The sequence below is a fragment of the Fertoeibacter niger genome, from assembly GCF_009380135.2.
In the GTDB taxonomy this organism is placed as follows: domain Bacteria; phylum Pseudomonadota; class Alphaproteobacteria; order Rhodobacterales; family Rhodobacteraceae; genus Fertoeibacter; species Fertoeibacter niger.
Map to the genome: position 1 here is coordinate 15,690 of NZ_WHUT02000009.1, position 16,469 is coordinate 32,158.

The 16,469-nt window shown below is 67.2% G+C and carries 13 protein-coding genes; all 13 read left to right on the forward strand.

The window, feature by feature from the left end; genetic code table 11:
• The first annotated feature begins 41 nt into the window (after nt 1-41).
• The 13 genes from GEU84_RS14910 to GEU84_RS14970 all read left to right on the forward strand — a co-directional run bounded on the left by GEU84_RS14910 (nt 42) and on the right by GEU84_RS14970 (nt 16,309).
• Nucleotides 42-887 (forward strand): FAD binding domain-containing protein, encoded by an 846-nt coding sequence (locus GEU84_RS14910; RefSeq protein WP_152827704.1) that lies wholly within the window; start codon nt 42-44, stop codon nt 885-887.
• Nucleotides 884-3,610, forward strand: coding sequence for a molybdopterin-dependent oxidoreductase (locus tag GEU84_RS14915; RefSeq protein WP_152827702.1), 2,727 nt, complete (start codon nt 884-886; stop codon nt 3,608-3,610). The genes GEU84_RS14910 and GEU84_RS14915 overlap by 4 nt, the downstream gene beginning before the upstream one ends.
• Entirely contained in the window at nt 3,607-5,070 is a 1,464-nt protein-coding gene (locus GEU84_RS14920; protein ID WP_152827700.1) for a 6-hydroxynicotinate reductase, read from the forward strand. The genes GEU84_RS14915 and GEU84_RS14920 overlap by 4 nt, the downstream gene beginning before the upstream one ends.
• Entirely contained in the window at nt 5,067-5,957 is an 891-nt protein-coding gene (locus GEU84_RS14925) for a UPF0280 family protein (protein ID WP_241427717.1), read from the forward strand. The genes GEU84_RS14920 and GEU84_RS14925 overlap by 4 nt, the downstream gene beginning before the upstream one ends.
• Nucleotides 5,950-6,531, forward strand: coding sequence for an amino acid synthesis family protein (locus GEU84_RS14930; protein ID WP_174539904.1), 582 nt, complete (start codon nt 5,950-5,952; stop codon nt 6,529-6,531). Before GEU84_RS14925 ends, GEU84_RS14930 begins: the two co-directional genes overlap by 8 nt.
• Nucleotides 6,498-7,892, forward strand: a complete 1,395-nt coding sequence (locus GEU84_RS14935) for a hypothetical protein (RefSeq protein WP_174539905.1) — start codon at nt 6,498-6,500, stop codon at nt 7,890-7,892. The genes GEU84_RS14930 and GEU84_RS14935 overlap by 34 nt, the downstream gene beginning before the upstream one ends.
• A 110-nt stretch (nt 7,893-8,002) precedes the next feature.
• Nucleotides 8,003-9,292 (forward strand): ABC transporter substrate-binding protein, encoded by a 1,290-nt coding sequence (locus GEU84_RS14940; RefSeq protein WP_152827696.1) that lies wholly within the window; start codon nt 8,003-8,005, stop codon nt 9,290-9,292.
• Nucleotides 9,293-9,377: 85 nt separating this feature from the next.
• Nucleotides 9,378-10,256, forward strand: coding sequence for a branched-chain amino acid ABC transporter permease (locus GEU84_RS14945; protein ID WP_152827694.1), 879 nt, complete (start codon nt 9,378-9,380; stop codon nt 10,254-10,256).
• Nucleotides 10,253-11,182, forward strand: coding sequence for a branched-chain amino acid ABC transporter permease (locus tag GEU84_RS14950; RefSeq protein WP_152827692.1), 930 nt, complete (start codon nt 10,253-10,255; stop codon nt 11,180-11,182). The genes GEU84_RS14945 and GEU84_RS14950 overlap by 4 nt, the downstream gene beginning before the upstream one ends.
• Nucleotides 11,179-11,877, forward strand: a complete 699-nt coding sequence (locus GEU84_RS14955) for an ABC transporter ATP-binding protein (protein WP_217438585.1) — start codon at nt 11,179-11,181, stop codon at nt 11,875-11,877. Before GEU84_RS14950 ends, GEU84_RS14955 begins: the two co-directional genes overlap by 4 nt.
• Nucleotides 11,878-12,573, forward strand: coding sequence for an ABC transporter ATP-binding protein (locus GEU84_RS14960; protein WP_152827688.1), 696 nt, complete (start codon nt 11,878-11,880; stop codon nt 12,571-12,573).
• Nucleotides 12,574-14,634 carry a hydantoinase/oxoprolinase family protein gene (locus GEU84_RS14965; protein ID WP_152827686.1) on the forward strand — a complete coding sequence of 687 codons (2,061 nt, stop codon included), beginning with the start codon at nt 12,574-12,576 and terminating at the stop codon, nt 14,632-14,634.
• Complete coding sequence (locus GEU84_RS14970; protein WP_152827684.1) at nt 14,627-16,309, forward strand: hydantoinase B/oxoprolinase family protein; 1,683 nt, start codon at nt 14,627-14,629, stop codon at nt 16,307-16,309. The genes GEU84_RS14965 and GEU84_RS14970 overlap by 8 nt, the downstream gene beginning before the upstream one ends.
• Nucleotides 16,310-16,469 lie beyond the last annotated feature (160 nt).

Sequence of the window (16,469 nt, forward strand, 5' to 3'; positions counted from 1 at the left end):
GCAAATGAATTGGCGCAGCCCGCGCCCCGGATCCGCCCCGCATGACACCCTACTCGCGTCCTGCCAGCCTTCCCGAAACGCTCTTTCTTCTGGCGCAGGGCCAGCCGCTGCTGCTGGCCGGGGGCACCGATGTCTATCCCGCCACCCAGGCGCAATGGCTGACGCGCCCGGTGATCGACATATCCGCCGTGCCGGAACTGCATGGCATCACCCGGGGGCCGGATGGCCTGCGCATCGGGGCCGGCACGACATGGGCCGCGATCGCGGCGGCGGCGCTGCCCCCGGCTTGCAATGCGCTGCAACAGGCGGCGCAAGAGGTGGGGGGCCGGCAGATCCAGAATGCGGGCACCATCGGCGGCAATCTGTGCAACGCATCACCCGCCGCTGATGGCGTGCCGCCGCTGCTGGTGCTGGATGCGGTGATCGAACTCGCCTCGCCGCGCGGGCTGCGCCGGGTCGCGCTGGCCGATTTCCTGACCGGGCCGCGCCAGACCCTGCGTGCGGCGGATGAGGTGATGGTGGCGGTGATCGTGCCTGATGCGGCGCTGTCTGGGGCCAGTCATTTCGTGAAACTGGGCGCGCGGGCCTATCTGGTGATTTCCATCGCCATGGTTGCCGTGCGGCTGCTGGTGGTCGCGGGCCGGGTGCAACAGGCGGCGCTGGCCGTGGGCGCATGCAGCGCCGTGGCGCGGCGGCTGCCCGGGGCCGAACAGGCTCTGCTCGGGCTTGCACCGCAGGAAACGGCCGCTGCCATCGACGCGGCGCAGGTGGCCGCCGCCCTTGCCCCGCTGGACGATCTGCGCGCCACTGCCGTTTACCGCGCCGAGGCGGCGGCAGAACTGCTGCGCCGCGCGCTGGCCACGCTTGCTCAGGATCACGCCGGATGAGCCTTGATTTCACCCTGAACGGTCGCACCGTCAGTCTTGACGTTGCCCCCACCCGCCGCCTGTCAGACACATTGCGCGAAACGGCGGGGCTTTGCGGCACCAAGGTGGGCTGCGATGCGGGCGATTGCGGGGCCTGCACGGTGCTGGTCGATGGTGCCGCCGTCTGCGCCTGCCTGATGCCAAGCGCCCGGGTGCAGGGCTGCCATGTGGAAACCATCGAGGCCACAGACCCCACGCTGACCCGCCTGCGCGCCGCCTTTCTGCGCCACGGGGCGGCGCAATGCGGCATCTGCACCCCGGGCATGCTGATGGCCGCCACCGCCCTGCTGCGCGAAACGCCACAGCCGACCGAGGCCGAGGCGGAACATGCCCTTGGTGGCGTTCTGTGCCGCTGCACCGGCTACCGAAAGATTCTGGCCGCCGTCTGCGATGCCGGGGCTGCTGTGCCGGCCCCGGTCGCAGCCCAAGGTCAGGCCGTGGGCAGCCGCCTGCACAGGCTGGATGGCGCGGCGAAAGTGGCGGGTGATGTGTTCGGGGCCGATCTGTGGCAACCCGGCGGGCTGCTGCTGAAGGCCGTCCGGTCCCCCCATCCGCGCGCCGCATTCCACTTTGGCGATCTGGCGGCTTGGCAGGCGGGCAGGGGCAATGTGGCCGCGATCCTGACCGCCGCCGATATTCCGGGCGTCAACCGCTTTGGCGTGATCCCGCCCTTTGCCGATCAGCCCGCGCTGGCCGAGACTGAGGCGCGGTTCCGGGGCGAGGCCGTGGCGCTTGTGGCCTTCGAGGATGACGGCACACCGCCCGATCTGGCAGATTTCCCCGTGCAATGGCAGGTGCTGCCCGCCGTGCTTGACCCGGCCTCAGCCGAGGCCACCGATGCCCCGCAGCTGCACGCCACCCGCCCGGGCAACCGCCTGACCGAGGGCCGCGTGCGCCGGGGCGATGCGGCTGCAGCACTGGCCGGATCGGCGCATGTGGTCAGCGGCAGCACGCAGACCGGTTTCGTCGAGCATGCCTATATCGAGCCTGAGGCCGGTGCGGCCTGGATGGACGGCGACACGCTGGTGATCCGCGCCTGCACCCAGGCCCCGGTGATGGACCGTGACGATTGCTGCGCCATCCTTGCCCTGCCAGCCGAACGGCTGCGCATCATCCCCTCGGCTGTGGGCGGCGGGTTTGGCTCGAAACTGGATGTCAGCCTGCAACCGCTGCTGGGGCTGGCGGTGCTGAAAACCGGGCGACCGGCGCGCATGGTCTATACGCGGGCTGAATCCATGGCCTCGACCACCAAACGGCACCCGGCGCAAATGCAGGCCAGCATCGGCTGCGACGCGCAGGGGCGGATCACCGGCATGGTGTTTGAAGGCGTGTTCGACACAGGGGCCTATGCCAGCTGGGGGCCGACCGTGGCCAACCGTGTGCCGGTGCATGCCTCGGGCCCCTATTTCACGCCGCATTACAACGCCGGGGCGCGCGCCATCCACACCAACAACCCGGTGTCGGGGGCGTTTCGCGGTTTTGGCGTGCCGCAGGCGGCGATCATGCAGGAAACGCTGTATGACCGTCTGGCCGAAGCGGCGGGCATCGACCGGCTGGCCTTCCGCAGGATCAACGCCTTGCAGACCGGGCAGGCGACAGCGACAGGGCAGGTGGTGCAGGCGGCGGGCATCGCCGCATGCCTTGATGCGCTGGCCCCCCACTGGCAGCGCGCGCTGGCCGACGCTGCGGCGGCCAATGCCACGCCCGGTCCGCTGCGGCGGGGGGTGGGTGTCGCCTCCTGCTGGTATGGTTGTGGGAATACGTCGCTGCCCAACCCCTCCACCATCCGCATCGGTCTGAGCAGGGATGGTGCATTGGTCCTGCATCAGGGCGCGACCGATATCGGGCAGGGGTCAAACACCGTCATCACCCAGATCGCCGCCGATGCGCTGGGGTTGCCGGTGGGCGCATTCACCCTGATCGGCCCCGACACCGCGCTGACGCCCGATGCCGGCAAAACCTCGGCCTCGCGGCAGACCTTTGTGTCGGGCCGGGCGGCGCTGGCGGCGGGGCACGCGTTGCGCGCCACCATCCTGCGGCTGGCAAATGCAGGTGATACGGCGGTGTTGGCGCTGGAGGCGGCGACGCTGACCGTCATCGAAGGTGCGGAACGCCGGGTGATCGACCTTTCCGCCCTGCCGCCCGATCCGCAGGGCTATGCCCTTTCGGCCGAGGAAACCTATGACCCGCCCACCAGCCCGCTGGATGCCGACGGGCAGGGCACACCCTATGCGCTTTATGGCTATGGCGCGCAGATGGTCGAACTGGCGGTGGATTCCGCGCTTGGCACCGTGCATCTGCTGAAGATCACCGCCGCGCATGACGTGGGCCGCGCCATAAACCCCACGCTGGCCGAGGGGCAGATCGAGGGTGGCATCGCACAGGGCATCGGTCTGGCGCTGATGGAGGAATATATTCCAGGCCGCACCGAAAACCTGCATGATTACCTGATCCCCACCATCGGCGACGTGCCGCCCGTCGAAAGCCTGCTGATCGAGGTGCCCGACCCCGAGGGTCCATTTGGCGCCAAGGGTCTGGGTGAACATGTGCTGATCCCCACAGCGCCCGCGATCCTGAACGCCATCCGCCACGCCACGGGGGCCGAAATCACCCGTCTGCCCGCCCTGCCGCACCGGGTATTGGCGGCGATCAAACAGGCTTCGGGCCAAGGGAGCCAGCCATGACCGGCGAAGCAGCCCCCCGCGCCGTGGTCGAGAAAATCCGCTGCGATGCCTGCCCGGTCATGTGCTATATCGCACCGGGCCAGACCGGGGCCTGCGACCGCTATGCCAATGAGGGTGGCCGCATCATCCGCACCGATCCGGTCACGCTCTTGTCGCGCACCGTCAACGGCGGCGGGCGCATCATTCCCTTTGCCCGGGCCGAATGGGATGGTGCGATGATCCCACCCGCCGACACATTCGTGACCGGCATCGGTGCGGGCACCACTTACCCCGATTACAAACCGGCCCCCTTCATCGTGTCTTCGCAGGTTGCGGGCGCCGATATGGTGACGGTCGTGACCGAGGCGATCTTCAGCTATTGCGGGGTCAAGGTGAAGATCGACACTGACCGGCATCTGGGGCTGGAAGGGGCGATCGTCAGGGCGGGCGGAGAGGCTGTCGGCCATGTCACTACCGCCGAATATGGCAGCCAGATGCTGTCGCTGGGCGGGGTGCATCACCTGACCGGCGGCTCGAAACCCGAAGGGCGGCAGACCTGTGCGGCCCTGCTGGCCCTGTGCAACGGCGAGGCGGTGGATCTGACCATCGACGGCGGGTCGGCGCTGACGGTGCAGGCCGGTGCGGCGCCTGTGGTTGATGGCACGCGTGAGCGGCGCATGCGCGTGGGCTGCGGGTCTGCCACCATCGGCATGTTTGCCGCACAATGGCAGGGGCTGGTGGATGAGGTGGTGGTGGTCGATGACCACATCACCGGCGTGGTCAGCGAACATCAGGCGGGCAAGGTGCTGGGCTGGGCCGACACGGGCATAAAGATACTGGGCCACCGTTCCACCCCCGGGCGGTATTTCCGGGTGTCGGAACCGGGGCTGGGCTGGGGCGGCACAAAAATCAGCGATCCGCTGGAAATTCTGGGGCCGTGGAACGCCCGCAAGGGGGCAAGGCCGGGTCTGACCCTGCTGATGGTATCCACCACCGGCGAGGAATATGCCTATTATGTGCTGGACGAGGCTCTGGTGCCGCAACCCCACCCGCTGCCCATGGCCCTGCACGAGACTGTGCGCCTGATTGATGAAAACTGCGAACCCTCGCTTTGCACGGTGTTGTTCATCGGCGGGGCAGGGGGGTCTTTGCGGGCCGGGGTCACGCAAAACCCGGTGCGGCTGACCCGCTCGGTGCAATCCGGTGCCACGCGGATGACCAGCGGCGGGGCGGAGTGTTTCGTCTGGCCGGGGGGCGGCATCACCTTCATGGTCGATGTGTTGCGCCTGCCGAAAGGGGCCTTCGGCTATGTGCCCACGCCCGCGCTGGTGGCCCCGCTGGAATTCACGCTGCCCCACGCTGCCTATCTGGCGATGGGCGGGCACGAAGCCGCGATCCGCACCCTGGCCGAGATGGTGGGGCAGGGCGGCGAATACGCCACATCGGCCCGGCTGGATGGCTGGGTGGAGGGCGGGGCATGACGGCAGCGGTCTCCATGCGGGCGCAGGCCGCGCCGCAGGGCGGGCCCGGCCCACAGGCGGCGCTGTTGCCCGACGGGCGCCTGCACCTGCACCATGGCCCCATCGACCTGATCATCGGGGTGTTTGGCCCGGGCGACATTGCCGCCGCCCATGCCCGGGCGATGGCGCGGTTTGACGGGCTGCTGGAAGGTCTGGTGGCCGAGCTTCCCGCGCTGCGGTCGGCCACGCCCCACCCCCTGCGCGGCCCGGTGGCCCGGGCCATGGCCGCCGCCGTTGCCCCATTTCGCCCCGCCTTCATCACGCCGATGGCTGCCGTGGCGGGCGCTGTGGCCGATGCTGTGCTGGCCGTGCTGCCCGGGCCCGGCATCACCCGGGCCTATGTGAACAACGGTGGCGATATTGCACTGCTGCTGGCGGAGGGGCAGGCGCTGACCGCCGCCATTGCCGCCCGGCCCGGCCTGCCCGACCGCGTGACCATAGCCCATGCCGATCCGGTGCGCGGCATTGCCACATCCGGCTGGCGCGGGCGCAGTTTCTCGCTGGGCATTGCCGATGCCGTCACCGTGCTGGCCCCCAATGCCGCCACGGCCGATGCCGCCGCCACGATGATCGCCAATGCGGTCGACCTGCCCGGCCACCCCGCGATCGCCCGCCGACCGGCGCGCGATATGGACGCTGACAGCGACCTTGGGCAGCGCCTTGTGACCATTGCCGTTGCACCCTTGGGCCCAACCGACTGTGCCGCGGCGCTTGACGCTGGGGCAGCCTTCGCCGATACCCTTTGCCAGCGCGGCCTGATCAACGGGGCCGCGCTGTTTCTTCAGGGTGCAACCCGAACCATTGGCCAGCCCCTGTTGGCCCCGAATCCGGAGCAACCCCGTGCCTGATTTTCCCCTGCGCAAACTGTCGGTTACGGTTGAAGAGATTTGCCACGAAGGCGGGCCGCCCCCCGCCACCCCCCGCCTGCGCGGGGCCGTGCTGGCGGTGGTGAAAAACCCCTTTGCCGGTGGCTATACCCCTGATCTGCAAGCCGCGATGGAGGATCTGCGCCCGTTGGGCCTGATGATGACTGACCGGCTGATTGCGGCGCTTGGCGGCCCCGACGGCATCGACAGCTATGGCAAGGGCGCGCTGGTGGGTGCGGCGGGTGAAAGCGAACACGGCGCACTGTGGCATGTGCCCGGCGGCTATGCGATGCGCGAACGGCTGGGGGAAAGCCGGGCCATCGTGCCCTCGGCGATGAAGGTGGGCCCGCTGGGTGGCAGTCTGGATGTGCCGCTGGGCCACATCAACGCCGCCTATGTGCGCAGCCATTTCGATGCCATGACCGTTTGGGTGCCAGACGGGCCGAAACCTGACGAGATCGTGCTGGCGCTGGCCATGGCCAAAGGCGGGCGCATCCACTCGCGCATGGGCGGGCTGGAGGTATGGCAGGTGACGGGCGAGGACGGGCTGCGCTGATGCGGGGGGCGGGCCTTGCCACGCTGCTGCTGATCCCCGGCGCGGCGCTGGCCTGTGCCCTGCCACCCTCCATCGTGATGACGCTGCCCACAGGCTATTACATGGCGGGTGCTGCGGCGACGGTGGCGGTGACGGCGCTGCTGGGCGCGGGGGCGCAGCGCCTGCCAGCCTTGCGCGCGGTGGCGCTGTGGGAACGGCGCGTGCTGCTGCCTGTGGGCCTGACCAGCTATCTGGCCTTCCTATTGTTTCTTGCGCTGGTCTTTGTCGGCTTCTTCGGCAGCCGCGACCCGATGCACAACCTGCTGACGCTTGTGTTCTGGACAGTGGTCTGGGTGGCGGTTCCCATCGGATCATTGCTGTTCGGCAATCTGTGGCGGGCGGTGAACCCCTGGGTCGGGCCGGTGCGCATCGCCAGGGCGCTGCTGGGGCGCCGGGGGGGCATCGGGCTGGCGCGGCTAGGCCAGTGGCCTGCCGTTCTGGGATACCTGAGTTTCGCGTGGTTCGAGATCGTGTCGCTGTCGCCTGACGATCCGGCCGTTCTGGCCACCGCGGCGCTGGCCTATTGGCTGGTGATCTTCGTTCTGGCGGTCTTGGAGGGCGAGGACTGGTTGCAGGAGGGTGAGTTTTTCACCGTCTATTTCACGCTTATCGCCCGCATCGCCCCGTTCTGGCTGGTGATCACCGGCGCCCGCGCGCGGCTTATGGCGGGCTGGCCCGGCACGCAGGTGCTGGCGATGCCGCCACTTGCCCCCTCGGCCATCGCCTTTGTCACGCTGGCGTTGGCGGCGCTGACCTTTGACGGGCTGGCAAAGACCTTCTGGTGGATGGGCCTGATCGGGGTGAACCCGCTGGAATTTCCGGGGCGCTCGGCGGTGATGGGGGTCAATACGCTGGGGCTGCTGACGGTCTGGGCGATCACGGCGGCCACCATTCTGGGCGCGCTGTCGCTGGGGCGACGATTCGCGGGTGAGGGGCGGGGCGACGCGGGGCCGATCATGCTCAGCTTTCTGGCCATCGCGGCGGGTTATCACGGTGCCCATTACCTCGTCACCCTGCTGACCGCCGGGCAATACACACTGGCCGCGCTGAACGACCCGTTCTTTCGCGGTGACGCGTGGCTGGGCCTGCCGCCGTTTTATGTGTCATTCGGGTTTCTGGCCGATCCGTGGTTCGCCACGCTGGTCTGGAACGGGCAATTCGCCGCCATTCTGGCCGCACATGTGCTTGCCGTGGTGCTGGGCCTGCATCTGGCGGCCCGGTCCGGCCTGTCGCGCCCCGCCGCACATCTGCCGATGACGGCGTTGATGGTGGGCTATACGGTGCTGGGATTGTGGCTGCTGGCCTCACCCACCGGCGCATGAAAACGGAGAACAGAAAGTTGTAGACTTTTCGTTTGCATACACACAGTATTTCCACAAGGCCCGGACATAACGACAATCACGAGCCACCTTCCAACAGCGGAGACGACCCCATGACAACGAAACTGATCGGCACTTCCCCCAACCGGCGCTCGGTTCTGACGGGCATGGCGGCGGGCGGTCTTCTGGCCAGCGGGGCCTTGCCCCGTTTCGCGCAGGCGCAATCCTCGGCCCCGATAAAGCTGGGGTTCCAGTTGCACCGCACCGGCATCGGCGCCTCTTATGGCCGCTGGTATGAACGCACGGCGCAGGCGGCGCTGAAGCTGCTGAACGAAGGTGGCGGCATCAACGGCCGCCCGGTGGAAATCATCTTCGAGGATGACGGCACCGACCCGAGACGCGGGGCCGAAGTGGTGGAAAAGCTGGCCAGCCAGGCCGGGGTGGATGCCATTTTCGGCCCGCTGTTCAGCCATGTGGTGATCGGCTCCGCCCCCCGCGCGGGCGAGCTGAAGGTGCCCTATCTGGTCTGTTCCGAGGGCTATCATGTGGCCTCTGGCATGCTGAACCGCTGGACGCTGCAACCCGGCATCACCGATGTGCGCGCGCAGGTGTCGTCGATGGCGCCCTGGGTGATGAACAACCTGGGCAAGAAGGTGACGATGGTGTTCCCCGACTATGCCTTTGGCTATGACCACCGCGATTTCTTTACCGCGGCGGTCGAGGCGCAGGGCGGGCAGGTGGTGGCGCAACTGGCCATTCCGCCGACCGAAACCAGCTTTACCCGTTACCTGCCGCAGATACCGGCAGAAACCGAGGTGCTGTATCACGTCATGGTCGGCCCCGCCGTGCTGACCTTCGTGAAGGAACTGGGCGAGTTTTACGGCACCGGCCCGCGCCCGGAAATCTTCGGCTTCATCGACAGTCTGGAGGCGGTGAACATCGCCTCGCCCGGTCTGGAATTTCTGGAAGGCACGCATTTCTGGGAGGGGCATTGCCGCACCCAGCAGGCCGACGCGTCGGAGTTCGAGATTGCCTATCGCGCGGCGGTGGGGGTGGATGCCGATGGCGCATCGGTCAGCGATGCCAAGGATGTGGCAACCTATGCCCATATGTTTTCCACCTGGGAAACCCTGTTCATCCTGAAGGCGGGGATGGAGGCTGCGGGCTATCAGGGCCCGGCCGACCGGCAGAAACTGGTGGAGGCCATCGAGGCGATGACGGCGATGCCCGCCAGCATGGCCCATCCGCAGGGCGACAAGATGTTCAACGGCAAGACCCATCAGGTGTTCGGCCACCAGAATATCTCGAAGGTCGAAGGCGGCAAGCTGTTGCGGGTGCACAAGACCACGCTGGAAGACAGCATGTATGAAGATGCGGTGGATTACACCACCATGTCGTTCTGACCCTGAAACGCCGCAAGGGCAGGGGGGCTGCGGCCTGATTTGCCGCCACGCCCCCCGATCCCCTCAGCCCCGAAAGTAAACCCCTTTGGCCTTCGGACCTTTCCTTTTGCTGGCCCTCATGGAGGGGCTGGTCATGGCTGCCGTGCTGGCATTGACCGCCGTGGGCCTGAGCCTGGTGTTCGGCGTCATGCGCGTGGTCAATGTGGCGCATGGCGAGTTTTTCATGCTGGGCGCGGTGGCGGCCTGGTTCGTCACCGCATTTACCCCCGGCCCGCCGGTGGTGGGGTTTGTGGCGGCTCTGGTGCTGTGCCCGCTGCTGGTGGGTGGGGTGGCGGCGCTGGCCGACAGGCTGGTGCTGAAACGGCTGAACTATGACCCCGAGGCCACGATCGTGGCCACCATCGGGCTGCTGTATATCCTGCAACAGGCGGCGCTTTCGCTTTATGGCCCCGATGCCCGCCCGGTGCCGGCACCGTTTGAATGGCGCATCCAGCTGCCGTGGTTCGGTTATTCCGGTTACAAGCTGTTCGTGGTGGCGGCGGCCTGCGTGATCCTGCTGGCGGTCTGGCTGTTCATGACGCGCAGCCGGGCCGGGCTGGTGATGCGCGCCACCCAGATCGACCGCGACACCGCCCGCGCCTTTGGCATCAACGTGGACCGGGTCTATGCCGGGGTGTTCGCGCTGGGGGCCGGGCTGGCGGCGATTGCGGCCGTGCTGATCGTGCCGATCCAGCAGGCGCATTACCTGATGGGGCATGACCCGCTGCTGCTGAGCTTCATCGTGGTGATCATCGGGGGGCTGGGATCAGTGCGCGGCACGCTGGTGGCTGCGCTGCTGATCGGGCTGTCGGATGGCGTGATCTCGGTGTTCTACACGCCCACATTGGCCAAGATACTGGCCACGTTGTTTGTAGCCCTGGTGCTGGTGTTCCGCCCGCAGGGCCTGTTCGGGGCAAAACAATGAAATCGCTGGCCCTGCATCTGGCGGTGATCGCCCTGCTGTTCGCGCTGCAATTCGTGCTGCCGCCCTATCACCACACTAACATCGCCCGCGTCATGGTGCTGGCGGTGTTTGCCATGGGTTACAACATCGCCTTTGGCTATACCGGGCTTCTGAGCCTTGGCCATGCGCTGTTCTTTGGCGCCGGGCTTTATGCGGCGGGGCTGATGGCCAATGGCGGGTGGACGGGTCTGGCCACCTTGCCTGCCGGGCTGCTGGCGGGCGGGCTGGTGGCGCTGGCCGTGGGGATGCTGGCGCTGCGCACCGCAGGCGTCAGTTTCATGATCGTGACGCTGATGTTCGCACAGGCGGGGTATCTGACGATCCTCTACTTCGGCCCGGTGACGGGCGGGGATGAGGGATTTGTCTTGCCCGCCGCCGCGCGCAATCTGGCGGGCTTTGATCTGGCCACCGAAACCCCGCGCTATACGCTGGGGCTGGCGCTGTTTGCTGTGGCGCTGTTGGCCAATCTTGCGCTGGTCCGCTCGCCCCTAGGCCGTGTCATGGTGGCGATGCGCGAGAATGAGGAACGCAGCCGCATGCTGGGCTACAACCCCTTTACCGTGAAACTCACGGCGCTGGTGATATCCGGCCTCTATGCCGGGGTGGCGGGGGCGGGCTATGCGCTGATGTTCGGCTATGTGGGCGCGAGTTTCGCCGCCATCCAGTATTCCATCCTGCCGATGCTGTGGGTGCTGCTGGGCGGGGCGGGCACAGTGCTGGGGCCGTTCATCGGGGCGCTGCTGATGTTCTACCTGATCGACCTGTCCAGTTCGGTGACGACCGCGCATCAGATGGTGGTGGGTGTGGCGCTGCTGGCCTTGGTGCTGTTCGCGCCCAAGGGGCTGCTGGGAACCCTGCGCGAAAGGGGGCTGAAATGGCTGCCATGATCCTTTCCGCGCGCGGGCTGACGCGGCATTTCGGCGGGCTGAAGGCGGTTGACGGCGTGGATTTCGATCTGGCGCAGGGCGAGATTCATGCCATCATCGGCCCGAATGGTGCGGGCAAGACCACCTTTGTCAGCCTGCTGTCGGGGCGCATTCCGGTGCAGTCGGGCAGCATCACCTTCAACGGGCAGGACATCACCCGGTTGCCCGCCCATGCGCGGGTGGCGCGGGGCATCGCCTATACGTTTCAGATCACCGCGATCTACGCCCGCCTGCCGGTTTATGACAATGTTGCGCTGGCCGTGCAGCGGCAGGGCAGCCGGGCTTTGCGGCGCGACACGATGGCGGCCCTCGCACGGGTGGGTTTGGACGACAGGGCGGATCAGGAGGCGGGCACGCTGGCCTATGGCCACCAGCGGTTGCTGGAGATTGCCATGGGGCTGGCGCTGAAGCCCAGGCTGTTGATCCTGGATGAGCCCACGCAGGGGCTGGCGAACAGCGAAATCGAGGGGTTCAAGGCGCTGGTCCGGTCTGTCGTGCCCGACACCACCGTGCTGCTGATCGAACATAACATGGATGTGGTGATGGATCTGGCGCAGCGCATCACGGTGCTGAACTTTGGCAGGTTGCTGGCACAGGGCACGCCTGCCGACATCCGGGCAAACGGGGCGGTGCAGGCCGCCTATCTGGGGGGCTGAATGCTGGTTCTTTCCGGGGTGGATGGCGGCTATGGCCATGTGCAGGTGCTGCGGGGCCTGAGCCTTGAGGCGCGGGCGGGCGAAGTGACCTGTGTGATGGGCCGCAACGGGGCGGGCAAGACCACGCTGTTGCGCGCGATCATGGGGCAGGTGCGGGCCACGGCGGGCAGCATCACGCTGGACGGGCAGGCGGTGCATGACCTGCCCGCGCATGAGGTGCCGCGCGCCGGTATCGGTTACGTTCCGCAGGGCCGGCGGCTGTTCGGCCCGATGACGGTGGCCGAGAATATCGAAGTGGGGCTGATGACCCGTGGCAAGGGGGCCGCGACGCGCGAGCATGTGCTGGCGTTGTTCCCCCGCCTGCGCGAGCGTCTGGGGCAGGTATCCTCCACCCTTTCCGGTGGTGAACAGCAGATGCTGGCCATCGCCCGCGCCCTGTGTCTGGAGCCGAAAGTGCTGCTGCTGGACGAACCGACCGAGGGCTTGCAACCCTCCATGATTGCGCTGATCCGCGAGACGGTGACGGCGCTGAAAGCCACCGGGGTGGCGACGATCCTTGTGGAACAGCGGGTGGATGCCGTTTTGTCGGTGGCTGACCGGGTGGCCTTTGTCGTCGGCGGGACGGTGGCCGAAACCCTGCCCGCAGAGGAACTGACCGCAGATGCCCCGCAGTTCCGCCAATATGTAGGTGTGTGAATGAGCGTTCGTGAACCCTTGCCGCAACCATCGGGCCTTGTGGCGGGTGTCGATGTCGGCGGCACATTCACCGACCTTGTGCTGTTCGATGCAGCCACTGGCGCGGTAAAGCTGGCGAAAGTGCCCACCACGCTGGACAATCAGGCCTTTGGTGTGCTGGCGGCATTGGAGGCGGCTGGCGCAACCCTGCCCGAGGTTGACCTGATCGTGCATGGCACGACCACCACCACCAATGCCGTGCTGGAACGCGCGCTGTGCCGCGCCGGGATGATCACCACCCAAGGATTCCGCGACGTGTTGGAACTGGGCCGCCGCACCCGCCCGAACCCCTATGGCATGACCGGCCAGTTCACCCCGGTGATCCCGCGCGACCTGCGGCTGGAAGTGCCGGAGCGGATGGATGCGCAGGGCCGCGTATTGAACCCGCTGGATGAGGATGCATTGCGCGCCGCGATGGCGGACTTTGCCGCCAAGGGATGTGAATCACTGGTGATCCACTTCCTGCACGCCTATGCCAACCCTGCGCATGAACTGCGCGCCGCGGCGATTGCCGCCGAGGTCTGGCCCACGCCCTATGTCACCCTGGGCCACGCCCTCTTGTCGGAAAGCCGCGAGTTTGAGAGGGGGGTGACGGCGGCGGTGAATGCCAGCGTTCAGCCGATGCTGGAACGCTATGTCGCGCGATTGGCCAGCGAGTTGGCGGCACGGGGATACCGGCGCGATCTTCTGGTGGTGAACGGCAATGGCGGCATGGTTTCGGCGGGCCGCGTATCGCGTGAGGCGGTGAAAACCGTGATGTCCGGCCCGGCATCCGGCGTGATGGCGGCCGTGGTGACAGGGCGCAGGGCGGGAATGCCCAACCTCGTGACCTATGACATGGGCGGCACCTCCACCGATGTGGCGCTGATCCGCGATGCGCGCGCGCCGGTGTCGAACGAGATCGAGATCGAATATGCGATGCCCATTCATGTGCCGATGGTCGATGTGCGCACGGTGGGGGCGGGGGGCGGCTCTATCGCCCGCGTCGATGCCGGGGGGCTGTTGCGCGTGGGGCCGGAAAGCGCGGGGTCAAACCCCGGCCCCGTCTGCTATGGGCGTGGCGGGCAGCGGGTGACGATTTCCGATGCGAACCTGATCCTGGGCCGTCTGCCCGCCGCGCGGTTTGGCCAAGCGGCCGAGGCGGCGCGTCTGGCCATGGCAGAACAGATTGGCGCGCCTTTGGGCCTTGGTGTGGAACAGGCGGCCGAGGCGGTGATCCGCATCGCCAATACCCATATGGCGGGGGCGATACGGATGGTGTCGATCTCGATGGGTGCTGACCCGCGTGATTTCGCCCTGTTCGCCTTTGGCGGCGCGGGGCCCTTGCATGCCGTGGCGCTGGCGCGGGAACTGGCGATTCCCCGGGTGCTGGTGCCCGCGCGCCCCGGCATCACCAATGCGCTGGGTTGCGTGGTGGCCGACCTGCGGCATGATTTTGTGCGCACGCTGAACCGGCCTCTGGATGCGGCGGACATGGAGGCCGTCCATGCCATTCTGGCGGCACAAGAGGCCGAGGGCCGCGCGCTGATCGGGGCCGAACACATCACGTTGACCGCCGTGCGCGCCGAATACACCGCCGACATGCAGTTCGTCGGCCAGACGCATCTGCTGCGCGTGCCCTTGCCGCATGCCACCCCCAGCCGCGCCGAATTGCAGGCACTGTTCGAGGCCGCTTATCACGCGCGTTTCCACGTCGATCTGCCGACGATCCGCGCCAACCTCGTGAACCTGAACGTGTCGGTGATCGGCGAGCGTCCCGCAATGGATCTGTCGCGGCTGATCGACCCCGGCGGGCGGCGTGCTACCCCCGAGGCGGCCCGCACGGGCGCCCGCCCGGTGTGGTTCGGTGGCTGGGTGGAAACGCCGGTCTATTGGCGCGACCACCTGCCGCTGAACCTGTGCCTGCACGGCCCCGCGATCATCGAGCAGATGGATGCCACAACACTGGTGGAACCCGGCGATCTGGTGACATCCGATGCCGACGGCAACCTGATCGTGCATATCGGAGGTGTCCATGCTTGACCCCGTCACCCTTGCCGTCATTCAGGCCGGCCTGCAACAGGTCTGCGACGAGATGGACCTGACCTTTTCCCGCGCCGCCTTTTCCCCGGTGATCGCCGAGGCGGATGACCGGTCGGACGGCATCTATGCGGCGGATGATGGCAGCCTGATTGCCCAGGGCTCGCGCGGCCTGCCGGTGTTCGTGGGCACGATGCAGTTTTCCACCCGGCATATCGTGGAACGCATCGCCTCGGGTGAAACCCTGCCGCCCGAACCGGGCGACATCTATATCGTCAACGATCCGTATCTGGGCGGCACGCATCTGATGGATGTGCGGTTTGCCATGCCCTTTTACCGCGAGGGCCGTATCTATTGCTGGCTGTCGAACACCGGGCACTGGCCTGATACCGGCGGCGCAGTGCCGGGCGGTTTTTCGGCCTCTGCCATCAGCGCGGAGCAGGAAGGCCTGCGCCTGCCCCCCGTCAAACTGTTCAAGCGCGGCGTGATGGACCCGGAACTGTGGCAGGTGATCTGTTCCAACATCCGCGTGTCGGAGCAGCGCATCGGCGATGTGAAGGCGCAGGCTTCGGCGCTGCTGGTGGGGGCCGCGCGTCTGGGCGCGCTGATGGACCGCTATGGCGATGCCACGGTGACAGCGGCGATTGCCGAAATGCGCCGGCTGGCGGCACGGCAGATGCGGGCGTGCATCGCGCTGATCCCTGACGGGATTTACTGCGCGAGGGCGTTCATCGACAGCGACGGGGTGGTGAACGAACCGCTGACCATCGCGCTGGCAGTGACAAAGGCGGGCGATGGTCTGACCTTCGATTTCACCGGGTCATCGCTGCCCTGCGCGGGGCCGATGAACTCGGTGCGGGCGACCACGCTGTCGTCTGTCTATCTGGCGATGCGCCACATCTTCCCCGATGTTCCCATCAGTGCGGGCGCGTTCGAGCCTTTGGAGGTGACAGGCATCGCGGGCACCTTCCTTGACGCGCTCTATCCGCGCCCGGTGTCAGGCTGCGCCGCCGAGGTCAGCCAACGGATCGCCGAGGCGGTTTTCGCGGCACTGGTGCAGGCGATCCCGACCTTGGTCACAGCCTCGCCCGCTGGCACCAGTGGGAATTTCGGCCTTGGCGGGCATGACCCCGAACGCGGGCGCGACTATGTGATGTATCAAATTTCCGGCGGCGGCTATGGCGGCAATGCGGGGCATGACGGGCTGACCAACGGCTGTTCCACCATCGGCATTTCAAAAGCCCCGCCGGTGGAGATCATGGAGCAGATCTATCCGGTGCTTTATCGCCGCTATGCCCTGCATGAAGGGTCGGGCGGGGCCGGTGCGCAGCGTGGCGGGTTTGGCCTTGATTACGAGATCGAGTTGCTGCGCGGCACGGCGCGGGCCAGTTTCGTGATGGATCACGGGCGCACCGGGCCGCAGGGTGCGCTTGGCGGTGCCGACGGCGCGGTGAACCGGGTCGAAGTGACGCGCGGCGGTGTGGTGACGGTGCCCGAACATCTGTCGAAAGCGCAGGACATTCTGATGCAGCCGGGAGACAGGGTGCGTGTGCGCACCCCGGGCGGCGGCGGCTATGGCAACCCCTTGGCGCGTGACCGCGCGCTGGTGGCCGAGGATGTGCGGCTGGGCCGCTATACGGCGGAAGAGGCCGCGCGGCTGTTCGGCGCTGCGGGTTAACGCGGGCCGCCAGACGAGCATGACCGGCAGGTGATGCGCCGGCCTGCATCAGTGGAGCCCGCTGCGCGGTTGCTTTTGCCAGTGTGAACACGCAGCAATAGGGCCGGGCCTGCCACCTGTCACCAAACTTACACGCCATCGCAGCAAAACCGTCATCACC

What these genes read in the sequence shown, in the direction of transcription:
- GEU84_RS14920 (WP_152827700.1), top strand. Translation starts at nt 3,607, where the DNA reads ATGACCGGCGAAGCAGCCCCCCGCGCCGTGGTCGAGAAAATCCGCTGC.
- GEU84_RS14970 (WP_152827684.1), top strand. Translation starts at nt 14,627, where the DNA reads ATGCTTGACCCCGTCACCCTTGCCGTCATTCAGGCCGGCCTGCAACAG.
- GEU84_RS14925 (WP_241427717.1), top strand. Translation starts at nt 5,067, where the DNA reads ATGACGGCAGCGGTCTCCATGCGGGCGCAGGCCGCGCCGCAGGGCGGG.
- GEU84_RS14960 (WP_152827688.1), top strand. Translation starts at nt 11,878, where the DNA reads ATGCTGGTTCTTTCCGGGGTGGATGGCGGCTATGGCCATGTGCAGGTG.
- GEU84_RS14965 (WP_152827686.1), top strand. Translation starts at nt 12,574, where the DNA reads ATGAGCGTTCGTGAACCCTTGCCGCAACCATCGGGCCTTGTGGCGGGT.
- GEU84_RS14910 (WP_152827704.1), top strand. Translation starts at nt 42, where the DNA reads ATGACACCCTACTCGCGTCCTGCCAGCCTTCCCGAAACGCTCTTTCTT.
- GEU84_RS14955 (WP_217438585.1), top strand. Translation starts at nt 11,179, where the DNA reads ATGATCCTTTCCGCGCGCGGGCTGACGCGGCATTTCGGCGGGCTGAAG.
- GEU84_RS14915 (WP_152827702.1), top strand. Translation starts at nt 884, where the DNA reads ATGAGCCTTGATTTCACCCTGAACGGTCGCACCGTCAGTCTTGACGTT.
- GEU84_RS14940 (WP_152827696.1), top strand. Translation starts at nt 8,003, where the DNA reads ATGACAACGAAACTGATCGGCACTTCCCCCAACCGGCGCTCGGTTCTG.
- GEU84_RS14950 (WP_152827692.1), top strand. Translation starts at nt 10,253, where the DNA reads ATGAAATCGCTGGCCCTGCATCTGGCGGTGATCGCCCTGCTGTTCGCG.
- GEU84_RS14935 (WP_174539905.1), top strand. Translation starts at nt 6,498, where the DNA reads ATGGCAGGTGACGGGCGAGGACGGGCTGCGCTGATGCGGGGGGCGGGC.